This is a genomic window from Bernardetia sp. ABR2-2B (genome assembly GCF_037126435.1).
GTDB lineage: Bacteria > Bacteroidota > Bacteroidia > Cytophagales > Bernardetiaceae > Bernardetia.
In genome coordinates, this window is record NZ_CP147020.1 from 4525444 (window position 1) to 4545679 (window position 20236).

Consider the following 20236-nt stretch of genomic DNA (forward strand, 5'->3'; position numbering starts at 1 on the left):
AAATAGAATTTAATTAAGAATACGAAGTAATTAGTAGTTATATCGTAATTCATAATTTGTAATTCGTAATTCTCAAAAAGTATATATGAGTTTATTAGTAGTCGGTTCGGTTGCCTTTGATGCCATCGAAACACCTTTCGGAAGTTCAAAAAAAATCATTGGTGGAGCAGCCACTTATATTAGCCTTTGTGCTTCTTACTTTACCAAACCGATTAATTTGGTAGCCGTAGTGGGTGGCGATTTTCCAAAAGATAAAATCAAAATGTTAGAGTCGCATGGTGTAAATACCGAAGGGCTACAAATAAAAGAAGATGAGAAATCATTTTTTTGGAAAGGAAAGTATAACAATGACATGAATTCTAGAGATACTCTTATCACAGAATTGAATGTACTTGAAAATTTTGACCCAATTCTTCCAGAGTCATATCAAGATTGTGAATATTTAATGTTAGGAAACCTTGCGCCACAAGTTCAGCGTACGGTTATCGAAAGATTGAAAAAACGTCCGAAACTTATCGTTATGGATACAATGAACTTTTGGATGGATGTAGCCCTAGAAGAATTAAAAAAGACATTAAAGCTTGTTGATGTTCTTTCTATTAATGATGAAGAAGCTAGACAATTATCAGGAGAGTATTCTCTTGTAAAGGCTGCTCGTAAGATTCATGCAATGGGGCCTAAATATGTTATTATCAAAAAAGGAGAGCATGGCGCACTTCTTTTCCAACTTGATGAAGGAGATGATAAAATTTACTATGCTCCAGCACTTCCATTAGAAGAAGTATTTGACCCAACAGGTGCAGGAGACACTTTTGCTGCAGGTTTTATTGGGTATATGGCACAACAAGGAACTATTGATTTCCAAACGATGTCAAAAGCAGTAGTTAAAGGCTCTGCCATGGCTTCTTTTTGTGTAGAGAAATTTGGAACAGAACGCCTAGAAAATCTTTCTCCAAAAGAAATTGCACAACGTGAACGTAAGTTTGCTGATTTGATAGGAACTGTATTTGTATAACGATTTGTATTTTAGTAAATAAAATATTAGTTTGATAAATTAAGTTTCCTAAAGAATAAAGGAAATTTGATATATCATTTCTATGAAGTTGTTTAAGAATATAGATTTTCTTTAAAATTGGGTTTACAAAATCAATTTTAAAAAATAACATTGCCTTTGTTGGTTTTTAGCATAGCAGAACCAATAAATACGTGTATAAAATCTATTCTTAAACGACTTCTATCCAAAAAATAGTCAGAATCAAATTAAAATATTTAAAAGTCAAGACTAGTGAAAAAAATTATAAAATATCGCTTTTTGCTTTTCTCAATTTCATTAGTTTATCTAATAAATTTGTCTAGTTGTGTAACAACACAACCATCTACTTCTTCGACAGCTTCTGTTTATAATGAAGATTTGGCAGCTTTCAGAGTAGCTCTTGCAACTTATGAAGCTCCCTCAAAAGAAATAACAAAAGTAGAGAATACAGAAACTAGTACATCACAAACAAACCAAACAAATGGAACTCCTCCCACTTCCGATGAAATGGCAGTAGATGCAATGCTTTCTCGTTTGGCTGAAAAAAATTCTCAACTCAAATCTTTATCTGGTTATCGTATTCAACTCTATACAGGTTCGGATAGTGATAAAGCAAATGAAGTGAAAAATAAAGCAAGTTATACACTTTCTGTACATGGGTTAAGAGCAGAATCTGTTTATGAACAACCTTTATTCAAAATAAAAGCAGGTTATTTCGTTAGTCAGTTGGAAGCGCAAAGACAACTTGTTGCTATAATAGATGATTTTCCAGAAGCTATTTTAGTCCCTGAAAAAATTAATCTATCTATTTTAAGAGCAAGATATCAGGGGGCAAAAGAGGAAGAATAGGTTGAAATCGTATTAACAAAGCACAAACTTCGCTTTTTTTGAAAAAAAATGACTTAAAAGTTGCTATAAAATTGTAGTTTTTCTTACTTTTAAAGAAAAATAATGTAGTAGGCGTTTAGAACTCATTTTTTTAGTGAACCTCCTCAATTTTTTTCAACGTTACTTTTCAAGCTAAACTATAAAAGCAGTACACCAAAAACGTACATTCAAGAAATTATTATGGCAAAACTCACAAATATAATAAAGCAATTATCTGAAAAAGATTACCAAGCAATACATGATTCATTAATTGTCAGTAATGCTGATAAATCTGCTTTTTTACTTAAAGCCTTGCGAGAAAGAAGTTTAGCAGATGGAAAAGTAATGGAAGAGTTAGATGTAAATACAAATGCGTATTATACACTTCGCTCTCGTTTGAATCAAAAGATTGAAGAATATTTGCTTCAGCAAATGGAAAGTCCTCGTACTGACTTACTCAAAAAAGTAGCTAATATCAACGAAGTTCTCTTTACTAAAAAGAAAACAATTTCTATTGCTACCATCAAGAAACTTGAAAAAGAATTATTAGATTATGACCTTTCTAATGAACTTACTCTTGTTTATAAGGCACTCAAAAAACTTCACGTTCATACCCCAGAACACTACGAATATTCTCAACTCTATAATAAACATGTAGCCTATATGTTAGCTATTGATAGAGCAGAAGACATTTTATCAGATTATTTCAAAAAGTTTGGAGTTTATTCCATGACAGGTGATGAAGTAGAGCGTTTAGGACTTACACTTCTCAAAAATGAGATTGAAAATGTGGCTCGTCTTTATGAATCACATCGTTTATTCGTTTATCAAAGTTGTATTAATATCTTCCATAGATTATTTGTCGAAGGCGATGAGGGAATAGATGACGATGAAGAGCCAATTGAGGATATTTTGATAAAAGTAAATAAAATATTTGCGACTTACGAAAAGGATACAATTTATTATCACTTCCGTTTGTTATTCGAATTTTTACGTTTAGAATACTATAATTATTATAAAGTATATCGCAAAGCAGAAAAATATTATGAAGATGTAAACGAAGCAATAGGTGATTTGCTAACTAATTATAGTTGGTACACGTATCCTTCACAGTTTTTGCATACTAAAATCGAGCGTTGTATTCGTGCTGGTGAACAAGCATATATGCACGTAGAAAATGAAATGTTATTTACTGATTATGAAGCAGACGAAGATGATATGCCAAAATATATTGAGTATATTACCTACCGTGCAATTTCTTGTCATTATGCTGATAATTATGAAGAAGCTTCTCGTTGGTTGAATAACCTTCTGAACAACGTAAATTTGAAAAAATACCCACATGCTCAATTAGAAATAAAATCTATCTTAGCTTTGGAGTATGCAATTATGAAAGAGTATGATTTATTTAATCAACTTGTAAGTAGCATTCAGCGTCAAATTAGATTGATGGGCAAAGAAAACTGCGAACACATCATTAGTTTTGTGAAGATTTTGAAAACAGCTGTGAATGATACCAAACGCAACAAGCAGCATAAAATTCGTGCAATCTTTAATAAAATGAAAGACCACGACAGAACGCATTTCTCGCCTACAAAATATATTTTGTTCGATGAAAAACTAATGGGAATGATTTGCTAAATTTGATTAATGAAAAGGCTATATTTTTTTCTATTTTAGAAAATGTCCTTTCGTTTTATAAAATTAGTTGTTATATTTCATATATTATTCTTTCCTACAAACACTAATTTTTATTCGTATGGCAGGTTCTTATCAAGTAAATCATGTAGAAAATCCAAAAGGCAATTATATTCATGTAGAAATGAAAGGTTTTTTGGTATTAGAAAAGTATCAACCGTGTTGGTTAGAAGTATTAGATTTGATAGAAGAAAAGCAAACTAATAAACTCTTAGTAGATATGAGCCAAAGCAAAGTTATTGCTGAAGAGAACCGAGATTGGCTCAAAGAAAACTATTTTCCGAAGGCTTATGAAGTTTCGAATGCTAAGTTTTTCAAAGTAGCTCGTATTGTAGCAGAAGATATTTATAATCAAATGTCTTTGAAGCAATTAGATACAATGAGAAATGAAGGAGATTACTCTGAAGAATCTAAGAATTTTAAGACAAAAGATGAAGCTCTAAATTGGTTACTTGCTTAAAAATAGATTTAATCGGGTAAACAAAACTTCTTTACAAACCTTATAAAATTTCCTTATATGTATAAGATAATTTTATAAGGTTTTTTAATTATGAAACGTGTGATGCTGATAAGTGCCACACAAAGAGGATTATTTTGATTGAAATAACTTTTATGAATACAGCTTTTTTTATTGCTCGTCGTTATTTTTTTGCTAAGAAAAAACGAAATTTCATTAATCTCTTGACTTTTATGTCAATGATTGGTGTTGCTATCGGAACGGCAGCACTTATTATTGTGCTTTCAGTCTTCAATGGACTAGAAAATCTGACACGAAAACTTCATACAGCTTATAATGCTGAACTTAAAATTTCGGCTAAAGAAGGAAAATCATTTCTTTTGAATGATTCTTTGATACAAACTGTCAAAAGTGTAGAAGGAGTAAAAGTAATTACAGAAGTAATTGAAGATAATGCGCTTATCCAATACAAAGGAACACGAATGGCAGTGCATTTGAAGGGAGTAAGTGATAATTTTTCAAAGCAATATCAACTCAAAGACCAAATTATTGATGGACAATTCAAAATAAAAGAAGGAAATTTAGATTTTGCACTTTTGGGATATGGTGTCTATACGATGCTTTCTGTTGCTATGAATGATGAAGTTACGCCTCTGCAAGTATGGTATCCCAAAAAAGGAGTAAAGAATATTTCGCCTACTAACCCATTAAATGCCTTCAATCAAGAAGCTATAATGACAGGAGGGATTCTTTTTATCGAACAGCAATTTGACCAAAACCACGTCATTGTTCCTCTTTCTTTTGCTCAAAAACTAACTGATTATGGTAAGGAACGAACTTCTTTAGAAATCAAAGTGAAAGAAGGATTTTCAATAAAAAAAGTCCAGCGAGAACTCAAACGAGAATTAGAAGATAAATCTGGACTGTTAGTAAAAGATGCTCAAACAGAAACTGATGGGAAATTTAAAGGGAAGTTTTTGGTAGAAAATGCTGAAGAACAACAAGCAAGTATTCTAAGGGCGTTCAAGATAGAACGTTTTTTTGCTTATATCGCCTTTTCATTTGTTCTTGCACTAGCTAGTTTTAATATCTTCTTTTCTTTGGCAATGTTGGCAGTAGAAAAACGATATGATATTTCGCTTTTATTTTCTATTGGAGCTTCCAAATCTATGATACGAAGACTTTTTTATTTTGAGGGTTCGATAATCGCTTTGATAGGTGCAACAGTAGGAATTATTTTGAGCGTTTCAATGATTTTAGCACAGCAACAATGGGGTTTTGTGCCTTTAGGAAATGGCAATTCGATTGTAGAATCATATCCTGTTGAGTTGGAGTATTTAGATGTTTTGTGGGTCTGTATTACAGTTGTTTTGGTTACTATTTTGGCTTCTTTTGTACCTGCTCGTAATGCTTCTCGTACTTCTATTACAGCAAATTTATTGAAATAGAAGATAATTTTGTCTTTTATTTATGGAATTGAATACAATTTATCATCTAAGGTATAAAATCACAAAATTGGTTTTATGCCTTTTTTTGATTTTCTTGTTTTAGAAAAAACCTTGTTAATCTTTTAAAGACATCAATAACCATAAATATTTATAAGAAAACTTCAAATTAACTACTACTTTTATGAAAACTTCAAAGTTATTCCTCTCTTTATTTTTAACTGTATCAATTTATTTTGTTGCCTTACAATCAAATTCTGTATTTTCTCAAAATCATAACTCTCAATCCATAACCAGTAAAATCGAATCTGTAACTGTTTTTAGAAGTAGAGCGCAAGTTACACGAACCACAAAAGCAAATCTAAAAGCAGGAAAAAACGAAATTATCTTTACAGGACTGTCTCCAAAGTTAGTCGAAAGTAGTTTTCAGCTTTTGGCTAATTCTAGTCAAGTAACTATTTTTTCTGTTCAGCCAACTATAACGAGTCGTAGAAATCCACAGGCGTGGAAAATTTCTGAGAAAATTAGAGATTCACTTCAAGATGCAAGAATAAATCAAAAAGAACTTTCTGATGATTTACAAATCTTACAAAATGAAGAAGCTCTTTTAATAAGTAATCAAAAAATTAGTAGTCAAACACGTCCACTTACTCCGACAGAATTAGCTGCAATGGCAGATTTTGTCAGAAAAAGAATCTCAACAGTTCGTAAAGAAATTAGAGAAGTAAATCAAGAACAAGCTGAAAATAATCTACTTATCAATCGTTTGCAGCAAGATTTATCTCGTATGCTCAATAAAAGTACAAATTCAAGTTTTGATTTGGCAGTAGATATTCCTTCTGGGGAAGTAATTGTGAGCTTGGAAGCTAAATCTGCTGTGAGTGTAGAGTTTATGTTGCAGTATTTGGTTACAAATGTTTCTTGGAATCCTGTTTATGATTTGAGAGCAAAGGAAGTAGGCGAACCAATGGAAATTTCATACAGAGCACACGTAAGTCAGACCACAGGAATTGATTGGAAAGATATAAACCTAACTTTATCTACGGCTGACCCAACTCAAAGCACCGAAACGCCTGAGTTTTATGCTCAACATTTGAAAATTTATCAACCTGTTGCTGCATTTAAAAAGCAAAAAACACGATATGCAAGAGCAGAAAAAGCAGCAACAGTAGATGCAGCTTGGGGAGATGGTGGAGGTTATAATGATGATATCAAGGCAGAAGAATCAGCTTCTATTGCAGATTATACGACAGTAAAAGAATCAGCTTTATCAGCTGAGTTTGAAATTAGTTTGCCTTATACAATTCTTTCTGATGGAAGAAAGCAGCTTGTAGAAGTTTCGAAAATGGAAGTAGAAACAGATTATCAATACACCGTTTTTGCAGGAAAAAACAAAGAAGGTTTCTTAATGGCAAATCTTTCAGACTGGCAACAATATCAACTCGTTTCAGGTAATGTAAATATTTATTTTGAGAATAAATTTGTAGGCAAAACCTATCTTGATACACAAAACTCAGGTGATACATTAGCCGTTTCGTTAGGAAAAGATAGCCGAATTGTAGCCGAAAGAATCACACTCAAAGACAAAAACAAACGTAAATTTATTGGTTCAAATATAAAGGAATCAAAATCTTTTGAAATTATTGTCAAAAATAATTTGAGTCGCAAAGTAAATGTAAAAATTATTGACCAAATTCCTCTTTCTATGGATAGCCGAATTGAAGTAGAAACAGAAAATCTAAGTGGTGGAGATTTGAATTCTAGAACAGGTCAAGTAATTTGGAATACAGAAATTTCTGCAAGTGATTCTAAGAAATTCAAATTAGAATATACCATCAAATATCCAAAAGGAAAGCAACTAGATACTAATTTTGTGGAAACGAATTAATGTCTAAACCTATAAGGTTTTCAAAACCTTATAGATTTGATTTCAATCCATCTAAAAAAACATAAAATAGGCTAGTTGAGGCTATCTTACTAAATTTTTACAAAAACTACTTATTCATTTTTAAAAAATATAATTATGAAAAACCGAAATCTACTTTCATTATTATCTCTAATTCTCTGCTATTTCTTTATTTCACAGCATAATGTTGCTTTTTCTCAAAATCATAACTCCCAACCTGTAACTAGCAAAGTTGAATCTGTAACTGTTTTTAGAAGTAGAGCGCAAGTTACACGCACTACAAAAGCAAATCTAAAAGCAGGAAAAAACGAAATTATCTTTACAGGACTTTCTCCAAAGTTAGTCGAAAGTAGTTTTCAGCTTTTGGCTAATTCAAGTCAAGTAACTATTTTTTCTGTTCAACCAACTGTTACAAGTCGAAGAAATCCACAAGCGTGGAAGGTTTCTCAAAAAGTAAGGGATTCGCTTCAAGAGGCAAGAATAGTACAAAAAGAACTCTCTGATGATTTAGAAATCTTACAAAATGAAGAAGCCTTATTGATAAGCAATCAAAAAATAAGTAGCCAAACTCGCCCACTTACACCAACAGAACTAGCTGCAATGGCTGATTTTGTGAGAAAAAGAATTTCAAAGGTTCGAAAAGAAATTAGAAATGTAGGTAAGGAACAAAAAGAAAACAGACAGCTTATCAATCGTTTGGGAAATGATTTGGCTCGTATGATGAAACAAAATACAAACTCAAGCTTTGAATTAATGGTAGATGTTCCTTCTGGAGAAGTGATTGTAAGTTTGGAAGCCAAATCAGCTGTAAGTGTAGATTTTATGTTGCAATATTTAGTTACAAATGTTTCTTGGAATCCTGTTTATGACTTGAGGGCAAAGGAAGTAGGCGAACCAATGGAAATTTCATACAGAGCGCACGTAAGCCAGACCACAGGAATTGATTGGAAAGATATAAATCTGACTTTATCGACAGCTGACCCCACACAAAGCACAGAAACACCTGAGTTTTATGCCCAACATTTGAAAATATATCAGCCTGTGACAATGACAGGTTATGCTGCTGGAGCGCAAAGAAAACAAAAAGAAAGTTATGCCGCTGATGATGCTTGGGGCGACGATGGAGGCGACTGGGGCGACCTAGAAGATTTAGAAGAAGAATCTGAATCTATTGCAGATTATACAACTGTCAAAGAAACAGCCTTGGCTGCTGAGTTTGAAATTAGTTTGCCTTATACTATCCTTTCTGATGGAAGAAAACAGCTTGTAGAAGTTTCGAAAATGGAAGTAGAAACAGATTATCAATACACCGTTTTTGCAGGAAAAAATAAAGAAGGTTTCTTAATGGCAAATCTTTCTGACTGGCAACAATATCAACTTGTTTCAGGAGATGTGAATATTTATTTTGAAAATAAATTTGTAGGCAAAACCTATCTTGATACACAAAATTCGGGCGATACTTTGGCTGTTTCATTAGGAAAAGATAGCCGAATCGTAGCTGAAAGAATTACACTCAAAGACAAAAACAAAAGAAAATTTATTGGCTCAAATATAAAAGAATCAAAAGTATTTGAAGTTATAATTAAAAATAATTTGAGTCGCAAAGTAAGTATAAAAGTTATTGACCAAATTCCTCTTTCTATGGATAGCCGTATTGAGGTAGAAACTGAAAATATAAGTGGTGGAGATTTGAATACAAGAACAGGTCAAGTAATTTGGAATACAGAAGTTTCTGCATCAGATTCTAAGAAATTCAAATTAGAATACACCATAAAATATCCAAAGGGAAAACAATTAGATACTAGTTTTGTCGAAACGAATTAAGAAACTTCATTAATATCTAAAATCAGTATTTTTCAATGCCGTTGTTGGTGTTTTAGCGAAGCGACACCAACAACATCATGAGGTTGTTTAATAAATCTTACTCATGGTTATTTTTGTATGTCAGTCTTTCAGAATTACCATTGAGAGCAAAAGCTGTTTTTTTGTGTTCAGACAGGATGTCTAAACTACATAAAAGAAACTGTGATAGCGTTTAATATCTAAAATCAGTATTTTTTGTCAAAATCTTTTGAGATACGGATAATAAACATTACTTTTGCAGTTAAATTAAATACGCTTCTATATCTTTTCTTTATTGATAATAAGAAGCTATCAAGAAAAAACTAAAACGTTTAATTGATTTAATCATCATAACGAAATAAATTACGCTTATAATTATTCGTAATTCTATAATTAGCTTCGCTGAATATTTATTTCGTAATTTGTAATAATAAATATGGCAACAACAGGCAAAATCGTTCAAGTAATTGGTCCAGTAGTGGACGTGAGTTTCGTAGATGGTTCTTTACCTCATATCTTAGATGCTCTTGAAGTAACAAAAGAAGACGGTACACTCGTTGTACTAGAATGTCAGCAACACTTAGGCGAAGACCGTGTACGTACTATCTCTATGGAAGGTACTGAAGGTCTTAGACGTGGAATGACAGTTACAAACACAGGTCAGCCAATTTCTATGCCTGTTGGAGAAGATATAAAAGGACGTTTGTTCAACGTAGTTGGAGAAGCTATCGATGGTATTCCTCAACCAAAAGGAGACCAACGCCTTCCTATTCACCGTGACCCTCCTGCTTTTGAAAACCTTTCAACTTCAACAGAGGTACTTTTTACAGGTATTAAAGTAATTGACCTTTTAGAGCCTTATTCAAAAGGTGGTAAAATTGGTCTTTTTGGTGGTGCAGGTGTAGGTAAAACAGTTCTTATCCAAGAGCTTATCAATAACATTGCAAAAGCGTATGCTGGTCTTTCTGTATTTGCAGGTGTAGGTGAGCGTACTCGTGAAGGAAATGACCTTCTTCGTGAGATGTTAGAATCTGGAATTGTAGATTATGGTAAAGACTTCTTGCATTCTATGGAAGAAGGTGGCTGGGATTTATCTCTTGTAGATCAAGAAAAAATGAAAGACTCTAAAGCTACTTTTGTTTTTGGTCAAATGAATGAGCCTCCAGGGGCAAGAGCTAGAGTTGCTCTTTCTGGTCTTACAATGGCAGAGTATTATCGTGATGGAGACGGACAAGGAAAAGGACGTGATATTCTTTTCTTTATCGATAACATTTTCCGTTTTACACAAGCAGGTTCTGAGGTATCGGCACTTTTAGGTCGTATGCCATCTGCCGTAGGTTATCAGCCAACACTAGCAACAGAGATGGGTGTAATGCAAGAGCGTATTACTTCTACTAAGCGTGGTTCAATTACTTCTGTACAGGCCGTTTATGTACCTGCAGATGACTTGACTGACCCAGCTCCAGCAACAACTTTCTCTCACTTGGATGCTACTACTGTACTTTCTCGTAAGATTTCAGAGCTTGGTATCTATCCTGCCGTAGATCCTTTGGATTCTACTTCACGTATTTTGAGTGCAGAAATTGTCGGCGATGAGCATTATGACACAGCACAACGTGTTAAGAATATGCTTCAGCGTTACAATGAGCTTCAAGATATTATTGCTATTTTGGGTATGGACGAACTTTCTGAAGAAGATAAATTAGTTGTAACTCGTGCAAGACGTGTTCAGCGTTTCTTATCTCAGCCATTCCACGTAGCAGAGCAGTTTACAGGTCTTCAAGGACAATTAGTTGATATTAAAGATACTATCCGTGGATTTAATATGATTATGGACGGAGAGCTTGACCAGTATCCTGAAAAAGCATTCCTTCTTAAAGGAACAATCGAACAAGTAATCGAAGCTGGTGAGAAACTTCTTAAAGAAGCAAACGCCTAAATAAATTTAGAAGGTAGAATTTAGAAGTCAGAATAATCGCTTTAGTAATTAATTTGCCTTCTAAATTCTAGTTTTGTTTTAATTCTAAATTTTGAAATCTAACTTCTAAATTAGTATAAATTATGTTTTTGGAAATCATTACTCCAGACGATAAAACTTTTTCAGGACAAGCAACAAGTGTTTTAGTACCAGGTTCGGAAGCAAAAGGTTCTTTCGAAATTTTGGATAATCACTCTGCTCTTGTGAGTTCTTTGCAAGAAGGAAAAGTAAAAATACGCACCCAAGAAGGAAAAGAAGTTTTCTATACTATTAGTGGTGGTGTAATCGAAGTGCTTAATAACCATGTCATTATTTTAGCAGAATCTACTAGTTTAGATAATTAGTAAATGTGAAAAATAATTGATTAAGAAATTATAAAAAAAACCGTTTTATTCATTATTGAGTAAAACGGTTTTTTCTTTTATTAAATTAAAAAGGTAGCAGATTTATTTTTTTGAAGCACTAGAAAGAGATTGTTTTTTTCTTTTGAAAATAATATATAAAATTAGTGAAATACTAACCATCAGATTGAGTAGAGAAACTTTGTTTTTATCTAAATCAGTTATTGGATCATAATTCATATTGAGAAGACTGAGCAGGATAAGAAGAGTGCTACAAATAATAGTAAAGACGAAATTAAATTTTTTCATGGCGTTTAATTTTATAGATAAATAATTTAAAATAATTTGATAGATTTTTTATAAAAAACAAGAATGACATTTGTTATAGTATTGTAAGACTAATAACTATAAATCTATAATTACTCTAATTTTGAAACCAAAGATAGTAAAAAAACATTTCCTTAAAGTAAGTTATAGAGTTGAAGTAGTGTGTATAAATTAGTTATTTTTACGCTAACTATTCAATAGTATAATTCTAAGAAAAAGAAGAGTGCTTAAGTATATCTTGTTGAAAATTAACAAGTTATCACGAATAGTATAACAACCAATAAACACACAAATAATTAAAAGATGAAATTAGACAACTATCTACGTCGAATAGATTATCGGCAAAATCCACAAAACAATCTACAAACGTTAAATGAACTTCACAAAAAACATGCTTTTGCTATTCCTTTTGAGGACTTAGACATATATCTAAAAAAACCTTTAGTTATTGATATAAATACTTTGTATCAAAAAATAGTTGTAGAAAAACGAGGTGGTTTTTGCTATGAACTCAATTTTTTGTTTTATAATCTTCTCAAACAACTAGGTTTTGATGTTCAAATCATATCAGCAAGAATATATGAAAAAAATGAAAATTTAGGAGTAGAGTTTGATCATTTGGCTATAATTGTCCAGCTAAAAGAAAGATGGCTTGTTGATGTAGGATATGGTAATCTCTTTACAGAACCTATGAAAATTCCTTCAAAAATTGATAATTATGTTTATAAAGAAAGAGATTCTATTTATAAAATAAGCCAGTTGAGTGAATCTGACTACATCTTATCAGAGTCTAAGAAAGGCTATAAGTTTAAAAAGGTTTATGCTTTTGATACAACTCCTAGAAAAATTGAAGAGTTTCAAGAACAAATACATTTTAAACAATATTCAGAAGAATCTTATTTTGTGAAAAACAGAATTTGTACTATTCCAACAGAGGAAGGACGAGTTACATTATTTAACAACAAATTTATCAAAACTAAAGGTAAAGAGAAATACGAACATACAATCCAGAGTGAGGAAGAGTTTTATCAAATCTTGAAAGAAGAATTTGATATGAACATCCTAGAGGAAAAAACTTGTTAGGTTTCAAAAAGGAATTTTAAAATAATTTTAAAATTCCTTTTTTTATTTTTCGTATCATAAGCTTAGAAATAATTTTCAGAGTTGTTGATTTTAAAAAAAATACTCAAAAAAATCAACCCTTCAAAAAAATAAAATAGGTGTGGAAAGCAAATAAATGCTAGAAAAGTTATTTTCTTATCACAAAAATAAAATTATTTCCTAGCTTAATAAAATTCTATCAAATCATAGAAATACCAATTAAAGTGAATGTTCAATAAGCTATTATATATGTATAAGAAATGAAAAACAAAAAAAAGAAACGTTTAATTTTGTTTGAAAAACCTTTAAAGTCGAATTGATAATGAATTATTAATCTTACAAATTCTTGTTTTTTAAAATAAATTTGCTAATTTTGCACCACTAAGAAAAAAAACAATTCATAACTCACTATGAATCAATAGAATAAATAAAAACAGCGATTTAAGCATTTTTAGTTTTTTCTAAGAAATTGATTTAGAATTTGTTAAATAGTTATAAAAATACTCTCAAGCCTTTTACATTAGTTTTTACTACCTTATGCAGTCTATTAGAAATATCGCTATCATTGCTCACGTTGACCACGGCAAGACTACTCTTGTTGATAAAATGCTCGTTACTGGAAATTTGTTTAAAGAACACGAACGTCCAGGCGAACTTATCATGGATAACAACGACATTGAGCGTGAACGTGGAATCACAATCTTAGCAAAAAACGTTTCTATTGACTACAAAGGAACAAAAATTAATATTATCGACACTCCTGGTCACGCCGATTTTGGTGGTGAAGTAGAGCGTGTTTTGAATATGGCTGATGGTGTGCTTTTGTTGGTAGATGCTTTTGAAGGTGCTATGCCTCAAACTCGTTTCGTACTTCAAAAAGCAATCAACTTAGGTTTAAAGCCTATCGTAGTTGTAAATAAAGTAGATAAACTTAACTGTAAGCCTAACGAAGTTCAAGACCAAGTTTTTGATTTGATGTTTTCATTAGGTGCGTCAGAAGACCAATTAGACTTCCCTACTATTTTTGGTTCTGCCAAAAATAATTGGATGAGTGATGATTGGGAAAAAGAAACAGATAGTATTGTTCCACTTTTGGATGCTATTATGGAAACGATTCCTGCTCCAGAAATTGAAGAAGGAACTACACAACTTCAAATTACGTCTTTAGATTACTCTACGTATATCGGTCGTATCGCTGTTGGTCGTTTGGTTCGTGGAACGCTGAAAGTAAATCAAACGGTTTCATTAATGAAACGTGATGAAACAATTAAAAAGAATAAAGTAAAAGAACTTTATGTTTTTGAAGGATTAGGAAAACGTAAGGTAGAAGAAATACAAGCAGGAGATATTTGTGCGATTGTAGGGTTAGAAGACTTCGAAATCGGAGATACAGTTGCAGATAGAGATGAGCCAGAAGCATTGCCTCCAATTTCTATTGATGAGCCTACCATGTCAATGGTATTTACTATCAATAACTCTCCTTTTTATGGTAAAGAAGGTAAATTTGTTACTTCTCGCCATATTAGAGAGCGTCTGGAAAAAGAATTAGAAAAAAATCTTGCTCTTCGTGTTGAGCCAACTGAATCAGCAGATTCTTTCAATGTATTTGGTCGTGGTGTTCTTCACTTGTCAGTTCTTATCGAAACGATGCGCCGTGAAGGGTATGAATTGCAAGTAGGTCAGCCTCAAGTAATCATCAAACAAATTGATGGTAAAAAATGTGAGCCGATTGAAGAATTAACAATTGACCTTCCTGAAAATCTTTCTGGAAAAGCTATCGAACTTGTTACGCAGCGTAAAGGTGATTTATTAGAAATGAATCCGAAAGATGACCGTGTTATCTTGAAATTTGAAATGCCTTCTCGTGGAATTATTGGTCTTCGTAACCAACTTCTTACTGCAACAGCAGGAGAGGCAATTATGTACCACCGTTTCAAAGCATTTGAGCCGTTTAAAGGAGAAATTAAAGGTCGTCAGAGTGGTTCGCTTATTTCTATGGAACTTGGAAATGCTATTCCTTATAGTATCAATAAATTGCAAGATAAAGGTATTTTCTTTGTTGATCAGAATGAAGCAATCTATGAAGGTCAAGTTGTTGGTGAGCATACTCGTGGTACTGACCTTGTTGTGAATATCACAAAAACGAAACAATTGACAAACATGCGTTCTTCGGGAACAGACAGTAAGAACAAGATAGCTCCTCCTGTAAAGTTCTCTTTAGAAGAGGCATTAGAATATATTCAAGCTGATGAGTATGTAGAACTTACTCCAGAATCTCTTCGTATTCGTAAAATTTATTTGAACGAAGGTGAAAGAAAGCGTAATGCTAAAACATTTGTTACTGCTTAATGAAAATATTAAACTATTTATGCATTATTATTGAAATAGTGATATAAATAAACCGTTTTTTAATAGGATAGCTACTTGTTTTTGATAAAATTTCTTCTTTTATATTTTCATTTTAATAAAGAAAATAGAAAAAGATTGAAAATATTGCAACAAATGGCTTCCTTCTTCCGTAAGAAGGAAGATTAAGTTTTATATCTGTAAAGGGGATATAGAGTAAATTAAAGGTAACCACAGTTGTGGTTGCCTTTTCTTATTTTATGGGGTTTTGTATTTTAGTCTTCACAATCAAGTTCATCGCCCTCTATTGTCCAGCCATATTCTTTAATAAGTTTTTGACGAGCTTCTTTGGATTTGCAGTATTTCAAACCATTTGCAGTTAATGTAATATTTTTTGGAGCGTTTTTATTATTAGCCCAACCTATCAAAGTAGCATCATAATTTTCTTTATTCATACCACAATATTCAAAAATATTTATCAGTCCATTTTCTTCATAAGATTGGTCATTATATTTTATGTTGCTAATATTCCATTTTCCAATAGGTTGATTGAATACAGCAGCATAATAAAATATTTCACTCATATGTCTTACCTTCTCAGTATTCCATTCTTCAATGGATTGATTAAATGCATTAGCAACATAAAACATAGACCTCATATCTGTAACATTTTTAGTATTCCACTTTTCAATGGGTTGGTTGAAAGAGGTAGCATAATAAAACATCTCACTCATATCTTTTACCTTTTCTGTATTCCAGTTACCAAGGGATTGATTAAATGAACTGGCAATATAAAACATTGCTTTCATTGTAGTTACATTCTGCGTATTCCATTCTCCAATAGGTTGATTGAATGAAGTTGCATTATCAAACATAGACCTCATATTTTCTACATTTTGAGTATTCCAATTTCCAATAGATTGATTGAATGAGGTTGCTTTATAAAACATATAACTCATATCAGTTACCTTTGAAGTATTCCATTTTTCTAGGGGTTGATTGAAAGAAGTAGCTTTATAAAACATTCCATCCATCTGAATTACATTTTTTGTATTCCACTTTTCAATGGGTTGATTAAAGGAAGTTGTTGCATAAAACAAAGCACTCATATTTATTACATTTTGTATATTCCATTTTCCAATGGGTTGGTTAAAAGAAGTCGCTGCATAAAACATACTCCCCATATCAGTTACATTTTCTGTATTCCAATCTCCAATTGGTTGGTTGAATAAAGCAGCTCCATTAAACATTTGATTGGTATTAGTTACGTTCTGCATATCCCAATCTCCAATTGGTTGATTGAATGAATCAGCATATTTAAACATACCAGACATGTCGGTTATAGTTGAAGTATTCCATTTATTCATAGTGCTATTACCATCAAGTTTATTACAATTATAAAACATATAAGACAGATTTTTTACTTTCCTCAAATCAGGACTATCAGTAGCTTTATAGGTAAGATTAATACAACCCATGAAGGCATGGTTCATAGACTGCCATTGAATAGTACCCCATTCTTCTAAAGTTTGTAATTTTACCTTTTCAATTTTATTATAATCCATAAAAAAATGAGGAAATTTGCCTATAATAGCTATTTCATAAGTACTACCATTTTCTAAATTTTTGATAGTATAATTTCCTTTTTGATTTTTGGCAGAACCATTTCCCACACCTCTATTAGTAAGGTTTTTCCAAATTATTTTGTAGTCATATTCTAAACTATCATTTGTTGGAATGGTAATTTCAGAATCAGTAGTTTTCCAAGTAGTACGAAAAGCTTGAGAATAAGCAGTATTTGTAGCGAGAAAAAAGAGAGTCAAAATTGAAAAAGAAAACAAGAACACAAAGACATTTTTCATTAGATATTAATGATTAAGATTATTTTAAAATTCAAAAATATACAAAATCAATGTAATTAGAATGATTGCATTAGAAACTGTTTTTTTAAAATTTAAAACTCTTAAATCATTTTTTCGTAATTTTGAATTCTCAAATTCTAATAAAATATTTTTGCTAAATAATTTAGCATTTTAAAGAAAAATACCTATTTTTGTAAGACTGAATCACGCTAAAACGACTTAGATAATTTTTGACTAATATCTTTAGCAAAAAAAATAAAAAATACTACCGTTGCTTGTGTCCCCACGAGTGACGTATAAAATAAAATATATGAGCGCAGACAATACAAACGGACACGCAGACGACGAATCATTACAAGAACACGCAGACGACGAATCATTACAAGAACACGCAGACGACTTTAATGCCCTCAATGGAGGTAGCGTTTCTGATGTTTTGCCTGTTTCTGGACTGTATCAAAACTGGTTTTTAGATTATGCTTCGTATGTAATCTTAGAACGTGCTGTTCCTCGCATAGAAGACGGACTAAAACCTGTGCAGCGACGACTTATGCACGCCATGAATGAAATGCATGATGGTCGTTATCATAAAGTGGCAAATATTATTGGTCAGACGATGCAGTATCACCCACATGGCGATACGTCTATTGGCGATGCTCTCGTAAATATGGGACAAAAAGATTTGCTCGTCGATGCTCAAGGAAACTGGGGAGACGTCCGTACTGGCGATGGTGCTGCTGCTTCTCGTTATATTGAGGCTCGTTTGTCTAAGTTTGCAACTGATGTTTTGTTTAATCCTCAAACGACGGATTGGCAGCTTACTTATGATGGAAGAAAGCGTGAACCGATGGCTCTGCCTGTAAAATTTCCGTTGCTTTTGGCGCAGGGTGTTGAAGGTATTGCAGTTGGTCTTTCTACCAAAATTTTGCCTCACAATTTTAATGAACTTATAGATGCTTCTATAAATGCACTAAAAGATAAGAAAGTAAATCTCTATCCCGATTTTCCGACAGGAGGATATATCGATATAGAAAATTATAATGGTGGAAAGCGTGGTGGAAAAGTCCGTGTACGTGCTAGAATGGAACAATTTGATAAAAATACACTTGTTATTCGTGATATTCCTTTTGGCACAACAACAACAAGTTTGATTGATTCTATCCTAAAAGCAAATAATAAAGGAAAGGTAAAAATCAAACAAGTAATAGATAATACGGCAGCTGAAATAGAGATTTTGGTAAAACTAGCTTCTGGTGTTTCGCCTGATGTTACGATGAGTGCGCTCTATGCCTTTACGGATTGTGAAGTTTCTATTTCACCAAATGCATGTGTAATTATTGCAGACAAACCTCATTTTATTGATGTCAATGAAATGCTCAAGACGTGTGCAGACTTTACTAGAGAATTATTAAAAAGAGAATTAGAAATTAGAGAAGCAGAGTTACTAGAAAAAATATTTTTCTCTTCTTTAGAACGTCTTTTTATTGATGAAGGAATTTATAAACGTATAGAAGATGCCAAAACATGGGAAGAGGTCATTCAGACAATCCATAAAGGCTTAGAGCCTTACAAAAAAGACTTTTATAGAGAAGTAACTGATGAAGATGTTGTAAAGCTAACAGAAATTAAAATCAAAAGAATTTCTAAGTATGATACTTCAAAGGCAGATGATTTGCGTTTGAAAATGGAAACAGAGCTAAAAGAAGTTCGTTACAACCTTGAAAATATTACGTCTTATTCGATTGATTATTATAAAGAATTAAAGAAAAAATACGGAAAAGGAAAAGAACGCAAAACTCAAATTTCTTCATTTGATAATATTGAAGCAAGTGTAGTAGCAGCTAATAATGCAAAATTATATGTCAATAAAAAAGAAGGCTTTATCGGAACAGGTTTGAAGAAAAACGAATTTGTTTGTGAATGTTCTGATTTAGATGATATTATTATTTTCAGAGAAGATGGCGTTATGCAAGTGGTAAAAGTGGCTGATAAAGTTTTTGTAGGCAAAAATATCATTCATATTGACGTTTTCAGAAAAGGCGACGAGAGAATGGTCTATAATATGTCGTATCTAAATGGCAAAACAGGAGTAAGTTATGTAAAACGTTTTCAAGTCTTGGGAGTAACTCGTGAGAGAGAATATAACCTTGCCAGTGATCATAAGCTCTCAAAAGTCCATTATTTTTCTGCCAATCCAAATGGAGAAGCTGAAGTAGTCAATATTTTGCTATCAAATGCCTGTAAAGCCAAACAAAAAACATTTGATTATGATTTTGCTGAATTAGATATAAAAGGACGTGGAGTAAAAGGAAATCAACTTACAAAATACCCTGTCCGTAGAATCAAGTTAGCCAAAGAAGGAGAATCTACTCTTGGTGCATTAGAAATTTATTACGATGCAGTAACAGGAACACTCAACAAAGACGAAATAGGTGAAAAGTTAGGGGAGTTTGATAATGAAGATACGATTTTAGTAATTTATAAAGATGGAAGCTACGAACAAACAAACTTTGAGCTTACCAATCGTTATGATGTGAAACGAGTATTAGCTATCAAAAAATTCAATCCAGAGGCTGTAATTTCTGCTGTTTATTATGATGGAAAAGGAAAGTCTCATTATATAAAACGTTTCAAAATAGAAACTTCAACTATTTCAAAAGAATTTGGTTTTATTCCAGAGCATCAAAAATCAGAAGTTTTGGCTGTTTATTTTGAGAATGAAGAGAAAGAAAATAAGAACCTAAAGGTAGAAATATTCTATCAACAGAACCGTAAGAAATTCAAAATCTCTTATCTACTTCATACCTTAGAAGACGTGAAAGGGTGGAGAGCTTTAGGACGAAAATTAGAAGAACCAGCCATCTATAAGGCAAATTTTGTGCTTCCCGAGCCTTCAGCAGCAGAATCTTTATTTGACCCAACTGTAAAAGGAGACATAAAAAAGGGAGATGCTGAAAGTGGAAAAGGAAAAGACGATTCACTTTTTGGATAATACTCTAACAAAAAAACTTTGTCAGTAGTTTTTCGGTAATC

13 protein-coding genes are annotated in these 20236 nt (G+C 32.2%); 12 read left to right on the forward strand and 1 reads right to left on the reverse strand.

The genetic code is table 11. The features are described 5' to 3' along the window. The first annotated feature begins 85 nt into the window (after positions 1 to 85). From WAF17_RS19035 to typA, 11 genes are all read left to right on the forward strand, one after another. Complete coding sequence (locus tag WAF17_RS19035; RefSeq protein WP_338763148.1) at positions 86 to 1015, forward strand: PfkB family carbohydrate kinase; 930 nt, start codon at positions 86 to 88, stop codon at positions 1013 to 1015. Between the two features lie 297 nt (positions 1016 to 1312). After that, on the forward strand, positions 1313 to 1882 hold the full coding sequence (locus WAF17_RS19040; protein ID WP_338763150.1) for a hypothetical protein: 570 nt from the start codon (positions 1313 to 1315) through the stop codon (positions 1880 to 1882). Positions 1883 to 2101: 219 nt separating this feature from the next. Continuing rightward, entirely contained in the window at positions 2102 to 3541 is a 1440-nt protein-coding gene (locus WAF17_RS19045; protein WP_338763152.1) for a hypothetical protein, read from the forward strand. A gap of 118 nt (positions 3542 to 3659) precedes the next feature. Then, on the forward strand, positions 3660 to 4058 hold the full coding sequence (locus WAF17_RS19050) for a hypothetical protein (RefSeq protein WP_338763154.1): 399 nt from the start codon (positions 3660 to 3662) through the stop codon (positions 4056 to 4058). Positions 4059 to 4210: 152 nt separating this feature from the next. Next, a complete protein-coding gene (locus tag WAF17_RS19055) occupies positions 4211 to 5503 on the forward strand; it encodes an FtsX-like permease family protein (protein WP_338763157.1) in 1293 nt (430 codons plus the stop codon). A 181-nt stretch (positions 5504 to 5684) separates the two neighbouring features. After that, on the forward strand, positions 5685 to 7388 hold the full coding sequence (locus WAF17_RS19060; RefSeq protein ID WP_338763160.1) for a DUF4139 domain-containing protein: 1704 nt from the start codon (positions 5685 to 5687) through the stop codon (positions 7386 to 7388). A gap of 135 nt (positions 7389 to 7523) precedes the next feature. After that, on the forward strand, positions 7524 to 9230 hold the full coding sequence (locus WAF17_RS19065; RefSeq protein ID WP_338763162.1) for a DUF4139 domain-containing protein: 1707 nt from the start codon (positions 7524 to 7526) through the stop codon (positions 9228 to 9230). 454 nt (positions 9231 to 9684) lie between these two features. Then, positions 9685 to 11187, forward strand: coding sequence for a F0F1 ATP synthase subunit beta (atpD, locus tag WAF17_RS19070; protein ID WP_338763164.1), 1503 nt, complete (start codon positions 9685 to 9687; stop codon positions 11185 to 11187). Positions 11188 to 11309: 122 nt separating this feature from the next. Continuing rightward, a complete protein-coding gene (atpC, locus tag WAF17_RS19075; protein ID WP_338763167.1) occupies positions 11310 to 11570 on the forward strand; it encodes an ATP synthase F1 subunit epsilon in 261 nt (86 codons plus the stop codon). 627 nt (positions 11571 to 12197) lie between these two features. Further along, entirely contained in the window at positions 12198 to 12977 is a 780-nt protein-coding gene (locus tag WAF17_RS19080) for an arylamine N-acetyltransferase (RefSeq protein WP_338763170.1), read from the forward strand. A 555-nt stretch (positions 12978 to 13532) separates the two neighbouring features. After that, the gene (gene typA / locus WAF17_RS19085) at positions 13533 to 15344 is read left to right on the forward strand and encodes a translational GTPase TypA (protein ID WP_338763173.1); all 1812 of its coding nucleotides are present in this window, start codon (positions 13533 to 13535) and stop codon (positions 15342 to 15344) included. Between the two features lie 272 nt (positions 15345 to 15616). Here typA and WAF17_RS19090 read toward each other — a convergent pair whose 3' ends face one another. Further along, positions 15617 to 17203, reverse strand: coding sequence for a BspA family leucine-rich repeat surface protein (locus WAF17_RS19090; RefSeq protein WP_338763175.1), 1587 nt, complete (start codon positions 17201 to 17203; stop codon positions 15617 to 15619). A 310-nt stretch (positions 17204 to 17513) separates the two neighbouring features. Here WAF17_RS19090 and WAF17_RS19095 point away from each other — a divergent pair, with 310 nt between their 5' ends. Next, positions 17514 to 20195 (forward strand): DNA gyrase/topoisomerase IV subunit A, encoded by a 2682-nt coding sequence (locus WAF17_RS19095; protein WP_338763177.1) that lies wholly within the window; start codon positions 17514 to 17516, stop codon positions 20193 to 20195. Positions 20196 to 20236: the final 41 nt, after the last annotated feature.